Below are 14,298 nucleotides of genomic sequence, written 5' to 3' on the forward strand. Positions count from 1 at the left end.
ATTCACCTTTCTTTCGCTGGCGGATCGACGGGGCTCCACGCTTCGGCCGCGGCGAGCTCGGGGTCTTCGTACAGGATGCTGGCGCCGGCGGGCAGACGCACGCCGGCGCGCCGTGCCTGATGAAACTTGGTGCGCTCCCAGCTCGCGCCTTCGAAATCCGCGCCGGACACATCGGCATGGGAGAAGTCCGCGTAGACCAGGTTGGCGCGCGCGAAGCCGGCGCGCAGGCACCTCGCACGATGAAGCATCGCCTGCTCCAGCCGCGCGCCGATGAAGCGCGCGTCATCGAGCCGGGCATCGCTCCAGATGCTCTGGAAGAAGTCCGCGCCGCTGCCGTCCATGCGCTCGCAGCGCGATTCGATGAACAGGGTGTTGGCGGCCTTGGCCTTGACCAGGTTCGCGTCCGTCAACGTGGCGCCCTTGAAGTTGCATTGCTGCAGCTGCGCGCTCGAGAGGTCGCCTCCTTCCAGATCTGCCTCCATGAACTGGCTGCGCTGCCAGTCGGCACCCGCCAGCCGCTGGCCCGCGAGGCGCACCTTGCTCATGACCGATTGATCGATGCGGCAGCCCCTCAGGTCGGCAGCCGAGAGATCGGCCTGCACCACCACGGACTTGAAGAGCAGCATGTCGGAGAGGTCGATCGCCTCGGTGCGCGTTTCGACCAGCGACAGTTGCACGGCTCTTGCGCCCGCGAGCCTGGCGCCGGCCAGCGAACACTGGATGAAGTTCGCCTCCGTCAGATCCGCCCTGCTGAAGCTGCTGCCGTCGAAGCGGCTCTGGACCGCATTGAATCCCACGCAGACTGAGTCCGACAGATCCACGTCGCAGGCGCTCGACTCATGCAGGGTCGCACCCGTCATCAGCGCGCCCAAGAGGCTGGCGCCGTCCAAGCGGCACTTGCTCAGGATGCTGTCGGCAAAGCTGGCACCGGCCATTGCGCAGCCGCGGAAGTCGACGTTCTCGAACACGGCGCCGCCCAGCCTGGCGCCAGAGAGATCGACGCCTTGCAGCGAAGCGCCTTGCACCGGGTCGGCATTCTCGATCTTCGCCATGAGTTCGCTCTTTTGCATCGGCGTCATGGCGATGAAGGCACAGGCGGGCGCCAGCGCGGATAGATACGCGCCCGCTTCGTGAGCGAGCCTTCGAAGGAGGTGCGCTCGTCGGAGCGGATGCGTGCCAGGTCGGCCGCGTACAGGTTGCAGTCGCGCAGCTGTGCCGAGAAGACCTCGGCGTTGCTCAGGATGGCGTCCATCAGATTCGCACCGCTCAGATCGGCCCGCTCCAGCAGCGCCTTGCGAAAGCTGGCCTCGCGCAGGTCCGCGTGCCTGAAGGCGGCACCGGCAAGGTTGCAGGCGGTGAAGTCCGCCTGGCGCGCCTGCACGCGGTCGAAGCGGCCGCCGCTCAGGTCGCTGCCCTGGCCGAAGTACGCGCCGGCCAGGTTGGCGCCGTCGAAGAGCGCGCCGGCGAGATCGATCGCCTCGACGAAACGAGTGCCCGGCAAGCTGGCATTCGAGAAATCGGCGCCGCGGCAGGCGAACTTGTAGAACACGGCGGTGCCGCCGGTGCACCGCAGCCACCGCGCGCCCTCGGCCTTGCAAGCGATGAACTGGGCGCCGCCGAAATCGGCATGGCTGAGGTCGGCCGACGACAGGTCGCACTCGATGAATTGGGCGTCGGCGAGCTCCGCATGCGAGAGGTCGACGCCGATCAACGATGCGCGGTAGAACTGGGCGGCCCCCAGGATTGCGCGCGCCAGTCCGGCTTGCTCGAGCCGCGCCTCCCACAGGTTCGCTCCGGCGAACACCGCGCCGGCCGCGTCCACGCCGGTCAGGTTCGCCTTCCCCAGATTGGCGTTGCTGAAGTCGCAGCCGGCCGCGAGGGCTTCGCCCAGGTCGGCGCGCACCAGCACGGCTGCGTCGAAGCTGGCGCCGGCGAGCTGCATGCCATGGAGGTTCGCTGCTTCGAGCATGGCGCCGGTGCAATCCACACCGCGAAGATCGAAGCGGCGCAGATCGGCGCCCGTGAGATCGAGGCCGCGCAGGCCGTGACCGGCAGCGAGCCGCTCTTCCACCCAGCGATGCTGCCGCTCGGCGAACCTGCCGGTCGCGACGGGCGCGGGATGCATGTGCTGGGCATGGCGGGAATAGATGTCGCGCAGCTGCCGGTCCTGCTGATCCCAGCGTGCGTGCAGCTTCTCGTCGGCCAGCATCTCGTCGACTTCGTCCAGCGGGGTATTGCTGCGCTTCGCCACGCCCTGGAGCTCGTTGAGCGTGTCCATCGTCTGCGGCTTCAGCGGCTTGGGCGGACCGCCCTGCCCCACGCCTGCCAACTCGTCGCGAACGACGTCGAACGAAAGGCCCTGCTGCGTGTACGCCGCTTCCGACGCCTGCAGCATCGCGGCGGCCGCCTTCTTGCCCTGCTCGATCCGCTTCCGCCCGTCCAGCGCGAGATTGCGCATGAACTCGCCGAGCTGGGGCAGCGGCGGCATGGGTGGAAGCGCCCCGAGCGTGGCCGCGGGCGCATGCGCGTCGGGATCGAGGCCCAGGGCGATCACCTCGTCGCGGCCCGCCTTCAGCTGCGCTTCCGCGCGCCTGCGCAGGCGCTCGCCGTAGCTGTCGGTGGACGGCTTGCGGTTGAGATCGAAATCGGCCGGCAGCAGGCCTTCGAAGGGCAGGTCCTCGGGCAGCAGCTGCTCGTCCATCAAGGACAGCAATGCCGCGTCTTCGGACTCGACGCGGTCGAGCAGCACCTGCTTGTAGTGCCCGCGCACGCGCGGGCGGCCGATGTGTTCGGCGGCCACCATCACAGCCTGGATGTCGCCGGCATCATCGTCCGCCACCTTGCACAGGCCTTGCCAGACCAGCACGACCCGGTCGACCTCGGGCAGGAAGACGACGGTGCGCAGCGCCGTGCTCAGTTCCTCCATCTCGTACGCCGCGCTCTTGCGCTGGATGAACGCGCGCACCGCGACGCCCGGCAGCGCGCCGCGCACGAGCGGCTCCGAAGCCGAGAGATGCACCAGTTCGTAGCGCTCGTCGCCGGCAAAGGGCGCAGCGGTGCGCTGGTCGACGGGCGCGATGTTGTGGATGCACAGGTCCGCATCGAGCGCCAGCCCGGGAAACTCGGTCTTCAGCCAGGCGTCGTCATAAGTGCCGGCGCAGGCGAGTCGCTCCGGATGCGCGAGATCGAGCACGCCGAAGCCCATCGGCCGGTTGCGTGCCGCATCCGGATGCCAAGGCTCGTCCACCGCCTCGATGCACGGCAACGGAAGATAGCCGTCGGGCCGGACGGACGAGGGATGCCCGCATCCGCGCACGTTGAGCGGGAACTCCTCGCCGCCATAGGCATTCGCCCAATCGAGGGCGACGCGCGTGAGCAACTCCTGATGGACGATCGCCTGGCCGTCGCCGAACCGCCGTCCGTGCGCCAGCGCGATCTTCTCGATGCCGGCGAAGCGAATGCCGAAAGAGATGCTCGCCGCCTGCGACCCCGGCGGCGCGTGGACGGCGCCCGCCAGCAGGAACTCGCCGCCCTTCTTGGGCGCACCTGCTTCGGCGAATTCGGGAAAGGCCCGCGGCAACACCGTCCAAAGATTCTGCTCGGAGAACAGCATGGCCGCCTCTCGCAGCGGAACCATCGCAAGAGTCGACACGCAAAGGAACAGCTCCCGCCTGTGCTCGATGCATCGGGGGAGCACGCTGAGGCAGTTGGGCTTGACGATTCTCATGAGGCTCGGGCTCGCTCACCCGATCAGATGCAGGCCGGCCTTGTCCACCACCACGGCGGCCTTCTTCAGCACCGGACCGGCGTTCTCGAGGAAGCTTCCCAGATGCAGCAGCGCCACCCCGGCTTTCTTGTTGAAGAGGCCGCCCTCGTCGATCTTGATGCCGCAGGCCTCGGCCTTGAAGCCCGTGCCCTCGATGCTCATCGGCGTCAGCTTGACGATGTTGTTGTAGTTCTCGAGCAGGTTGCCGCCCAGGCGGCTGAAGAAGCTGTCGATGTATTTCACGCCTCCCGGTGCGCAGACCGTCAAGCCTCCGGTCGCGGTGATGGTGTAGGCACCGGCCGTCGTCGTCGTGATGCCGCCGGCGACGGTCTGCTTGAGCGAGCCGCCGATACTCTGGGTCATCGACCCGCCGACCGTGTCGGTGCGCGAGGCGCCGACGGTGATGCTTTCGCCGGCACCCACGGTCTTCGTGTCGTCCGCGCCGATGGTGTGATCCCGCGCCGCGCCGATCGTCACGGTCTCGCTGGCGCCGACGGACTCGGTGCGGTTCGACGCGATGGTGATGTCCTCGTTGGCGCCAACGGTCTCGGTGCGATTGGCGCCGATGTCGATCTTCTCGTCGACGCCGACCTTTTCGGTGCGGTTGTTCTTGATCGCGCTGGTCTCGTCGTTGTCCACCGTCTTCTTGCGGTCGTGACCCACCCAGTGCGTCTCGTCGTTCTCGACCTCGATGTCCTGGTTCTTCTCGGCATGCAGGAAGACCTGCTCCGAGCCCTTTTTGTCCTCGAAGCGCAGCTCGTTGCAATTGGCCGCGCTGCCCTTGGGCGTGGAGCGCGTGCGAATGCCGCTCTGCGTGTGCGAGTCGAAGGGGATCGGCTGGTCGTCGTTGTAGACGCGTCCGACGATGATCGGGCGGTCCGGGTCGCCGTTCAGGAAATCGACGATCACCTCCTGCCCGATGCGCGGGATGAAGTAGCCGCCCCAGCCCTTGCCGGCCCAGGGCTGCGACACGCGCACCCAGCAGGTGGATTTCTCGTTGCTCTCGTCGTAGCGATCCCAGTGGAAATGCACCTTCACGCGGCCGAAGTCGTCGGCATGGATCTCCTCGCCCTTCGGCCCGACCACGATCGCGCTCTGCGGGCCGGGCATGGTCACGCGCGGCGTCAGCCGCGGCGGGCGGAACAGGGTTTCGGCCGGCAGCACGGTGAGCAGGAAGACGCCGTTGCCGCGCACCGGCTGGGAAAGCTCCGGCGAGGCGCGCACGATGTCCTGCAGCGCCTCGATCCAGTGCGCGTTGATCGGGTCCTCGCGCAGCAGATCGAGCAGCACTTGGCCCTGCCGCTCGACCTGGCTGTCGCTCTCGCTCATGCTCTCGTAGCCCGGATGCGTCACGACGAAGGCGCAGCTCGCGATCAGGTAGTCGCCGTCGGCGCCGCCGGCCGGATGGCCCTTGAAGCTGAAGTTCATCCCCGCGGCGACGTCGGGCCAGCGCGTGATCGCCCAGTTCAGGCGACGGCGCGCCACCAGCTCCTCGGTGCGCACCTTGGCGGCGTCCTCGGTGTCGGCTTCGCGAAAGTAGCCGCCGGGAAATTCGAAGGTTTCGAAATCGGCCAGCTCGTGCACGTCCGGGTCGCCCTTGTCGGCGCTGAGCTTCTTGCGGATCGCCTTGAAGTCGCTGTCGCGCGAGGCGAAGCTTCCGGTGTCGAGGCGGCGCGAATCCACCCACAGGCTGATCTCGTTGAAGCGCGCCTCGCTCGCGCCGGTGGACAGGTAGTTCAGCGTGTCGACGACCGGCAGCTTCTTGTGCGCCACGTCGCTCGCGTCGGCCAGGTGCATGGTGCCGGGCGCGTCGTGCGCGTCGAACCAGTAGTAGACGCCCTCGTCCTCGAGCAGCCGCGAGAGGTACTGGTAGTCGCTCTCCTGGTGCTGCACGCTGTAGCGCCGCGCATCGTGCGTGCCGATGACCTTGTCGGTCTTGATCTTCTTGAAGCGCTTGATCGGACTGTCCTCGAACACCGCGTCGAGCAGGTCCAGCACCGGCTTGTCCTGCAGGATGCGCGAGTTGCTGCGCTTGGTGAGCAGCCAGAACCACGAGCGCAGCGTGAAGCGGTATTCGAAGTAGCGCCCCACGCTGCCCTTGCGCATGAAGCGCACCGCATGCCCCTGGCAGTGGCGCTCATGCTTGGCGCCGTCGGCATCGAGGAACTCGAACACCACGTCGAAGGCGCGGCCGAGAATGTCCTTGGCGTCGATCTTCTCGTTCGCCGACAGCACGGTCAGCTCGTAGATCGCCGGCCGCGACAGGCTTTCCTGGCCCACCACGCTCCAGAACATCAGGTCGTCGTTGACGGGCGAATCGCTCTTGATGATGAACTGCGTATCGGCCATTGCCTTTTCTTTCTGTGTGCTTTTCTAGGACGAACGGGAGGTCGCCGCTTCGCGGGCTTGCGCCGAAACGATCCAGCCGTCGACCGGCTTGCCGCCTTCGATGCGCAGGTGCGCGGCCGCCACCGCGCCGGCGACCATCCCCGCTTCCGCAAGCACTTCGCGCAGGTAGCTGTCGCGATGGCTGTAGCGGCCGTGGTGGTGCAGATGGAAGCCCGCCTCCTTCGCATCCTCCTGCGCATCGAGGGCCTCGACGGTGAACACCAGCCAGCCGCCCGGCCGCAACGCCCTGGCCGTGGCCTTGGCCACCGCACGCAGGTCGCCGAAGTAGCACAAGGTGTCGGCCGAGATGACGAGGTCGTAGGAAGCCGGCGCCGCGCCTTCGATGAAGGCCGTGAGCTCGGCCTTGGCCAGCGCGTCGTAGACCTGCCGCAGACGGGCCCGGGCCAGCATCCGCTGCGAGAGATCGACGCCTTCCAGGCGCCGCGCGTAGGGCGCGAGCAGCGGGCCGCACAGCCCGGTGCCGCAGCCGGCGTCGAGCACGTCGAGCTCGCCGCGCGGCGCGCCCAGCAGCCCGGCCACGGTCTGCGCGATCAGCTCGGGCGCGCGGTAGTGCAGGTGCGCCAGCTTGGCGTCGAAGCTGTCGGCAAACCCGTCGAACACCTTCTCCACGTAGTCGTCGGCAGCACGCTCCGGCACGCCTTCGCCCGAGCAGGCCGCGAGATGATGGCGGGCCGCCGGGTTGCCGGGTTCGTCCGCCAGCCAGTCGCGGTACACCTGCGCCGCCTCCTCGAAGCGCCCGAGCGTGTAGTAGGCCAGGCCGAGCGCCTCGCGCGCCGGCGCATGGCCGGGCTTCAGCAGCAGGGCCTCGCAGAAGCAGCGCATCGATTCCTCTTCGCGCCCGAGGCCGTTGAGCAGGCGACCGAGATTGGTGTGGGCCTCGACGTTCTTCGGATCCAGCTCGATGGCGCGCCGGTAGGCGCTCTCGGCCGCTTCGGCGCGGCCCTGCTCGCGCCGCAGCACGCCGAGGTTGTTGTGGATGTCGGCGCGCGCAGGCGCCAGGCGCGCGGCCTGCTCGTAGGCATCGGCGGCGGCGTCGACCTGGCCGGTTTCGAGCAGCACGTTGCCCAGGTTGTTGTGCCAGTCGGGCACGGCCGCGTTCAAGGCGATGGAGCCGCGGATCAGCTCCAGGGCCTGTTCGCTGCGGCCGCGCTGGTGCGCCAGCACGCCCTTGAAGTGCATCGCATCGGCGTGGGCCGGCGCTACCTGGAGGATGCGCTCGTAGAGTTTCTCCGCATCGTCGAGTCCTCCGGCGCGGTGCAACTGCACGGCCAGCGCCAGAGCCTGGTGAGGCCCCAGCCCCTCGGCGAGCGGCACGAGACGACGATGGGAGCGCGTCTTCCGTTTCTGCATCCTAGATCGTTTTCAAGAAGCTGATGGCGTAGTACGACCAGCAGTCGGCCAGCTGGCGTGCATCGCCGGGGTTCGTCCGGGCCAGCGCCCTGCATCCGGGAATGCCATAGACCAGCGCTCCCGCGGAGTCCTTGTCCGTGGTGCCCAGCACCTTGTGCGTCAGCTCGTGGTAGATGGTCGCGGCCGGCCCTTCGTAGCGGTCGGGCTTGGTGAGGAAGCGCTGGTTGATCACCACGCGCATGCCCGAGCCCGTGTGGTTGCCGGCATTCCACACATAGCCGTAGACGCCGGGTCCGACCACGTCGTCCACCGTCGGCCCGAGCGGATCCACGCCATTGATGTAGTGGTTCGTGATGGTTTCGCGCAGCACGAAGGTGACGGGCCGCGTCTTCATGGCCAGCAGCATGGTCTCGGCCTTCTGCAGCATGTCCTCCATGGCCGCTCTCGACGCGGTGCCGAACCAGGTGGTGTAGCGCTCGAGCTCGGGCGAGCCGGCGCCGCGTCCGGTGGCCACGCCCATCAGCGCTGCGCGCATGCCCATGGTCGCCTTCTGCGCGCCGAGCATCGCGTCGGCGTAGCCGAGCCGCGCCTTCTGCAGCTTCTCGCCCGCGAAGCCTTCGTAGCGCACGTTGTCGAAGTTGGGGTCCGTCTCAAGCTTCAGCAGCATGCCGCTGTAGTCCGCGCCGAGCTGGCCGGCAGCCAGCTTGCCCGCGCCGCCGGCGATCTCGCCCAACAGGCCGGCGGGCCGGTTCATGCGCTGGATGCTGCTCTTGGCCGTCTGGTGCTGCGCGCTGGCCTTGTCCTCCTCGCCCAGCTGGCGCAGAAGGTCAGCCACCGCCCCATCGCTGTTGCGGATGCTCCTCAGGGGCTCGTCCTTGGAGTCCGTCCAGTTCTTCACTGCCAGCTTGAGCGCTCCCAGGGTCTGCGAGTCAGGGCGCTCGGTGAAGGACTTCAGCGCGGCATCGACCACGCGCAGTTCGGAGCTGCGCGGCTTCGTCAGGCCGCGGCGCGTGCGCCGCATCCAGGTGTCGTAGCTCATGACGGGCATGCTCGTCTCCTCGACGTCAGTGGAACCTGTAGGAGAAGCCGCCGTCGGCCACGCCCACCTCGACCTTCTCGATCGCCTTGCCTTCCATCATCCGATTCAGGAACTCGCGGCTGACGTCGGGCAGCATGGTGTTGGTGAGGATGGCGTCGATCATCCGGCCGCCCGACTCGCTCTCGGTGCAGCGGCTGACCACCAGCTTCACCACATCGTCCGAGTAGTCGAACGGGATCTGGTAGCGCGCCTCGACCCGCTTCTTGATGCGCTTCAACTGCAGCTCGACGATCCTGCCCAGCATCTCGTCGGAGAGCGGGTAGTACGGGATGGTGACCAGCCGGCCCAGCAGCGCGGGCGGGAAGATCTTCAACAGCGGATCGCGCAGCGCCTTGGCCATGCCTTCGGGCTCGGGCATGAGCTCCGGGTCCTTGCACATGCTGGCGATCAGGTCGGTGCCGGCGTTGGTGGTGAGCAGGATCAGCGTGTTCTTGAAGTCGATGCTGCGGCCTTCGCCGTCTTCCATGAAGCCCTTGTCGAAGACCTGGAAGAAGAGCTCGTGCACATCGGGATGGGCCTTCTCCACCTCGTCCAGCAGCACCACGCTGTAGGGCCGGCGGCGCACGGCCTCGGTGAGCACGCCGCCTTCGCCGTAGCCGACGTAGCCGGGCGGCGCGCCCTTGAGCGAGCTCACGGTGTGCGCCTCCTGGTACTCGCTCATGTTGATGACGATCATGTTCTGCTCGCCGCCGTACAGCGCCTCGGCCAGCGCGATCGCGGTCTCGGTCTTGCCGACGCCGGAGGTGCCGGCCAGCATGAACACGCCGATCGGCTTGCTCGGGTTGTCCAGCCCCGCGCGCGAGGTCTGGATGCGCTTGGCGATCATCTCCATCGCGTGGTCCTGGCCGATCACGCGCTGGCCCAGCAGCTTCGGCAGATTGAGCACGGTCTCGATCTCGTTGCGCTGCATGCGCCCGACCGGGATGCCGGTCCAGTCGGCCACCACCGAGGACACGGCCTGCGAATCGACCGAGGGCAGGATCAGCGGAGACTCGCCCTGCACGCTGCTGATCTTGGCTTGCAGTTCGTGGAGCTCGGCGAGCAATGCGGCGCGGTCTCCAACTTCTGGTGTCTCCGCATCCACCGGCTTGTTGCCGGCGCGCAGCTTGCCGCGCAACTCGAGCAGTCGGTCGACCAGCCCCTTCTCTTCCTTCCAGCGCGCATTGAGTTTCTCGAGTTCGGCATTGGATTCGGCAAGCAGCGCCTGCGCCTGCGTCGAGCGCTTGCGCACGTCGATGCCGATCGCCTCCTCGCGGCCGATGATCTCGCTCTCGACCGTGAGCGCCTCGATGCGGCGCTGGCAGTCTTCCACTTCGGGCGGCATCGCGTGCTGCGACACGGCGACGCGCGCACAGGCGGTGTCGAGCAGGCTCACGGCCTTGTCGGGCAATTGCCGCGCGGGGATGTAGCGGTGCGACAGCTTCACCGCCGCCTCGATCGCCTCGTCGAGCAGCTGCACGCGGTGGTGCTTCTCGAGCACGCTGGCGACGCCGCGCAGCATCAGGATCGCCTTGGTCTCGTCGGGCTCGGGCACCTGCACGACCTGGAAGCGCCGCGTCAGCGCCGGGTCCTTCTCGATGTACTTCTTGTACTCGGCCCAGGTGGTGGCGCCGATGGTGCGCAGGTTGCCGCGCGCCAGCGCCGGCTTCAGCAGGTTGGCCGCATCGCCGGTGCCCGCCGCGCCGCCCGCGCCCACCAGCGTGTGGATCTCGTCGATGAACAGGATGATCGGCGTGGGCGAAGCCTGCACCTCGTCGATCACCTGCCGCAGGCGTTGCTCGAACTCGCCCTTCATGCTGGCGCCGGCCTGCAGGAGGCCGATGTCGAGCGTGAGCAGCTTCACGTCCTTGAGCTGCGGCGGCACGTCGCCGCGCGCCAGGCGCTGCGCGAAGCCTTCCACCACCGCCGTCTTGCCGACGCCCGCCTCACCCGTCAGCAGCGGGTTGTTCTGGCGGCGCCGCATCAGGATGTCGACGATCTGGCGGATTTCCTCGTCCCGCCCGGTCACCGGATCCATCTCTCCCTTCTTCGCCTTCTCCGTGAGGTCGACAGCAAACTTCTTCAGCGCATCGCCCTTGCCCATGGCGGCCGGCGCCATCGCGCCGCTCTCCTCGCCGGGGGCGCCGCTTCCGATGCCGGTGCCGTCCTGCGCGCGCATCTTCGATTCGGGCGAGGCATCGCAGATCCTGGCGAAGTTGTCGGCCAGGTCCTCGAGCTTGACCTTGTCGAACTGCTTGGACAGGCCGAGCAGCGGATTGCGCAGGCTCGGCGTCTTCAGCATGCCGACCAGCAGGTAGCCGGTGCGCACCTGCGCCTCGCCGAACTGCAGGGTGGCGTAGGTCCAGGCGCGCTCGATCGCGTTCTCGATGTGCGGCGAGAAGTCGCTGATCGCCGTTGCGCCGCGCGGCAGGCGGTCGAGCGCGGCCGTCATGTCCTTGGCGATGACGGAGATGTCCAGTTGGTAGTGCTGGATCACGCGGTGCAGGTCGGAGTCCTGCGCCTGCAGCAGCTGGGCGAACCAGTGCTCCAGCTCGACGTACGGGTTCCCGCGCATCTTGCAGAACACCGTGGCGCCCTCGATCGCCTTGTAGGCCAGCGAATTGAGCTTGCCGAACAAGGCCGTGCGGCTGATTTCACTCATGAGTTTCTCCGTGTGTGCATGACGAACCACTTCCGTGTTTATTGAAGTGCCGCTCGATGGACAGGCGCGTCGCCGTCGATGCGGACATCGAGCGCATCGCGCGTGCGCTTGCACTCGCCGAGCCATGAAGCCCAGCCCAGGCGCGGCGCGTTGCCCTTCCGCTCGCCGAGGCGCGTGGGCGGCACCTGCTGCTTTTCCAGAATCAACTCGGCATCCCAGTGCAGCTCGTCGCCCAAGAGCTGCTGCATCCAGCGCTGCAGCGCGGGCCGCGCCGAACCGTTCGGCAGGAACATGCGATAGCGCTCGAAACCGAGCGGCCCCAGGTGCAGCCGCACGCTGTGCTGGCGATCCCAGGCGCGCCGGCCGAGCATCGCGCCCATGCCCAGAGAACGCGACGCCTCGCCGCGGCCCAGGCGCGTGAGTTCCTCCGCGGGCAGCGTCATCCAGTGCCCGACCCAGGGCTCGAGCCGCACCGGCACGCCGAAGTAGCCTTGCAGCACCGCCTCCACGCCCTCGGCGTTGTGCACGCGGCGTGCGAGCCAGCCTGAGAAGTGCAGCCGCGCGTCGTCGTGGATCTCGTCGCGCTCCTGCCGCGCGGCGGTGCCGATGCCGACCAGCGCGCCCACCTGGCGGCGAAAGGCATCCTCCTTCGGCCGGTCGAGCCCCACCGCCGGCCGGGCCTGGGCCCAGGCGCGGTAGAAGAACAGGCTGAAGCGGTGCGCGAAGCTGTCGAGGAAAGCGAGCCAGGTCGGATCGCCATGGTTGATCGTGCGCTCGCGGATGAAGTCGCTCAGGTGCACCGGCAGCGGTCCGTTGGGGCCGAGGTAGCCGAAGAAATGCTGGCGCAGCCGCGGCGGCGAATGCGCGCCGGCCGGCTCGAAGCGGCTGAAGCTCGCCGGCGCGAAGGACAGCGATGGCTCCTGCCCGACGCGCACCGGTTCGGCGCCGGGCAGCAGCGCGCGGCCCCAGCGCGGCGACGGCGCGGCGAGCGCCTCGAGCCGCCGCATGAGGGCGAAGTAGTCGTAGGCCCAGGGCTGGTCCGCGCACGCCTGCACGCGCTCGGCCACGCTCTCGGGCCGCGACGCCGGCACGGCTACAGGATCGGGCGTGCCCCGCACAGCGGCCTCCATCGCATGATCTCGCCCTTGCCCGAGGCCGTGAGCACGGTCTCGACGAAGTGGTTGACCTCCACGTGGCGCGCCAGATAGCGCGCCATGACGGCGCCGAACACGAAGGCGCTGTGGCCGTGGAAGGCATTGCGGTCGACCTCGAGCGTGACTTCGAGCCCGCGGCCGAAGGCGATCGGCCCGGCCAGCGGCAGCCGGCGCGCCACCGGCTTGGCGCGCACCGACAGCAGCCCGCGCACCTGGCTCTGGCGCACCTCGTCGGCGTGCGTCGCATAGAGCATCAGCATCTCGCGCAGCGCCGCTGCGCCCTCCTCGCGCGAGCTGTCGGCAAGCGACAGGTAGTTGAGCGCCAGGTGGTCCACCACGCGCCAGCCCAGGCCCTGGCCCACCACCGGCGAAATCGGACGCGAGGGGCCGCGCACCATGCGTATGCGCTGCACCGGCGACGAATCGATGCAGTCGAAGTCGCTCTCGCGGCCGAGCGGCATCAGGAGCGGCAGGTCGCGGTTGGTCACCAGCGCGGTCACCGCCAGCTGCCGCAGCGCGCCGGAATACGGCGCCTGCTGCGGATCGACGATCTGCATGTAGAGCTCGGAGCCGATGTGGCTGCTGCGATGCCCCTCGGTGCGCTGCTTGGCCGAGAGCATGCGCGGCTCGCGCGTGGTGGTGAAGTAGGCCGGGTGGCTGTGGCGGCTGCCGTGGAAGGCCGCATAGAAGGGCAGGAAGAGCTGCTCCAGCGCCGCGCCGGGGGTGCCGGGGTTGCCGTGGCCGACCACCTCGGTGACGGTGTGCACCTCGAAGTCCTGCGGGCGCGTGCGGTCGGGCACCAGGTGGAACTGGCTCACGCCCTCGGTCACGGCCACGCGGTCGAGCCGCTTGCCGAAGAGGTTGACGACCGGCACGCAATGCAGCTGCACGTTGTCGGCGCTCACCAGTTTCTCGAGCGCCGCATCGCCGCGCGAGAACAGCACCACGATCTCCACCTCGGTCACCACCATCGACGCGAGCACGCGCTGCAAGCCAGTGATGCGCGCGAACTGGAAGCGCTGCGGAAAGGCGAAGTACTCCTGCACCAGCCGATGACCGGAAAAGCCGGTTGCGGTGACGGGCAGGAGCGCCTCGTCGTCCTCGAAGCCCGCGGGCTGCACCGCGCTCGCGGGCAGGTGGCGCACCGCGCTGCCCGCCGCACCCGAGGCCGCGCCGCCGGCGGCCAGCGGCTGCACCATCACGCCGATGGGTTTGCCAAGCATGCACTCGTGCAGCTGCCAGGCGACGTCTTCGGCGCCGCCGAAATGGATCAGCAGTTCGTCGAGCGGGATCTGGTCGAACTTGAGGCCGGCGGTGGCGCGCAGCGCGATGCGCAGGCCGCCGCGGATCTCGCGCGACTGCGCATGCTGGGCGAGCGGCAGGTCGGGCGCGTAGCTGAAGTACTGCGCCCGCAGCACTTCGATTGGCCAGAGTCGCAGCGCCCGCGCGGTGCGGAACTCGCAGTGCGTGTTCTGCCCGACGGCCTGGCGCGCGCGCAACCCGCTGCCGCGCGGCAGCGTGGGCCCGGTCGCGAGATTGGCATCGTCGGGATCGGCCGTCATCGACACCACGGCCATCGATGGCGTGGGCGCCATGAAGTGCGGATAGACGATGTCGAGCAGGTGCCCGGTGAAGCGCGGGTATTCGGCATCGAGCTTCAAGGCGACGCGCGCCGACAGGAAGGCGGTGGCCTCGATCAGCCGTTCGACATAGGGGTCGGCGACCTCCTGGCCCTCGATGCCCAGGCGGTTGGCGATCTTCGGGAAGGCGCGCGCGAACTCCGCCGAGCTCTCGCGGAAGTAGCGCAGTTCCTGTTCGTACAGGGTCAGCAGGCGCGGGTCCATGACTGGGTTACCTCCGGGCGCCGCCGGGCCGCCCC

At 68.5% G+C, this 14,298-nt stretch carries 8 protein-coding genes; all 8 read right to left on the reverse strand.

What is annotated here, in order from left to right:
- Nucleotides 1-2: 2 nt before the first annotated feature.
- Genes EJI01_RS21205 through tssF form a run of 8 tightly spaced genes read right to left on the reverse strand, consistent with a single transcriptional unit; the run spans nt 3 to nt 14,263 of the window.
- Nucleotides 3-1,079 carry a pentapeptide repeat-containing protein gene (locus tag EJI01_RS21205; RefSeq protein ID WP_126839108.1) on the reverse strand — a complete coding sequence of 359 codons (1,077 nt, stop codon included), beginning with the start codon at nt 1,077-1,079 and terminating at the stop codon, nt 3-5.
- A complete protein-coding gene (locus tag EJI01_RS21210) occupies nt 1,076-3,727 on the reverse strand; it encodes a DUF2169 domain-containing protein (protein WP_126839109.1) in 2,652 nt (883 codons plus the stop codon). Before EJI01_RS21210 ends, EJI01_RS21205 begins: the two co-directional genes overlap by 4 nt.
- A 15-nt stretch (nt 3,728-3,742) precedes the next feature.
- Nucleotides 3,743-6,115 (reverse strand): type VI secretion system Vgr family protein, encoded by a 2,373-nt coding sequence (locus EJI01_RS21215; protein WP_126839110.1) that lies wholly within the window; start codon nt 6,113-6,115, stop codon nt 3,743-3,745.
- Between the two features lie 24 nt (nt 6,116-6,139).
- Nucleotides 6,140-7,525 (reverse strand): tetratricopeptide repeat protein, encoded by a 1,386-nt coding sequence (locus EJI01_RS21220; RefSeq protein ID WP_126839111.1) that lies wholly within the window; start codon nt 7,523-7,525, stop codon nt 6,140-6,142.
- 1 nt (nt 7,526) lies between these two features.
- Complete coding sequence (locus EJI01_RS21225) at nt 7,527-8,573, reverse strand: M35 family metallo-endopeptidase (protein WP_126839112.1); 1,047 nt, start codon at nt 8,571-8,573, stop codon at nt 7,527-7,529.
- 16 nt (nt 8,574-8,589) lie between these two features.
- Entirely contained in the window at nt 8,590-11,265 is a 2,676-nt protein-coding gene (gene tssH / locus EJI01_RS21230) for a type VI secretion system ATPase TssH (RefSeq protein ID WP_126839113.1), read from the reverse strand.
- A gap of 38 nt (nt 11,266-11,303) precedes the next feature.
- On the reverse strand, nt 11,304-12,395 hold the full coding sequence (tssG, locus tag EJI01_RS21235) for a type VI secretion system baseplate subunit TssG (protein ID WP_126839114.1): 1,092 nt from the start codon (nt 12,393-12,395) through the stop codon (nt 11,304-11,306).
- Nucleotides 12,359-14,263, reverse strand: coding sequence for a type VI secretion system baseplate subunit TssF (gene tssF / locus EJI01_RS21240; RefSeq protein WP_126839115.1), 1,905 nt, complete (start codon nt 14,261-14,263; stop codon nt 12,359-12,361). Before tssF ends, tssG begins: the two co-directional genes overlap by 37 nt.
- Between the last annotated feature and the right edge of the window lie 35 nt (nt 14,264-14,298).

It is taken from the genome of Variovorax sp. MHTC-1, assembly GCF_003984645.1.
GTDB lineage: Bacteria > Pseudomonadota > Gammaproteobacteria > Burkholderiales > Burkholderiaceae_C > Variovorax.

What these genes read in the sequence shown, in the direction of transcription:
- EJI01_RS21205 (WP_126839108.1), bottom strand. Translation starts at nt 1,079, where the DNA reads ATGACGCCGATGCAAAAGAGCGAACTCATGGCGAAGATCGAGAATGCC.
- EJI01_RS21210 (WP_126839109.1), bottom strand. Translation starts at nt 3,727, where the DNA reads ATGAGAATCGTCAAGCCCAACTGCCTCAGCGTGCTCCCCCGATGCATC.
- EJI01_RS21215 (WP_126839110.1), bottom strand. Translation starts at nt 6,115, where the DNA reads ATGGCCGATACGCAGTTCATCATCAAGAGCGATTCGCCCGTCAACGAC.
- EJI01_RS21220 (WP_126839111.1), bottom strand. Translation starts at nt 7,525, where the DNA reads ATGCAGAAACGGAAGACGCGCTCCCATCGTCGTCTCGTGCCGCTCGCC.
- EJI01_RS21225 (WP_126839112.1), bottom strand. Translation starts at nt 8,573, where the DNA reads ATGCCCGTCATGAGCTACGACACCTGGATGCGGCGCACGCGCCGCGGC.
- tssH (WP_126839113.1), bottom strand. Translation starts at nt 11,265, where the DNA reads ATGAGTGAAATCAGCCGCACGGCCTTGTTCGGCAAGCTCAATTCGCTG.
- tssG (WP_126839114.1), bottom strand. Translation starts at nt 12,395, where the DNA reads ATGGAGGCCGCTGTGCGGGGCACGCCCGATCCTGTAGCCGTGCCGGCG.
- tssF (WP_126839115.1), bottom strand. Translation starts at nt 14,263, where the DNA reads ATGGACCCGCGCCTGCTGACCCTGTACGAACAGGAACTGCGCTACTTC.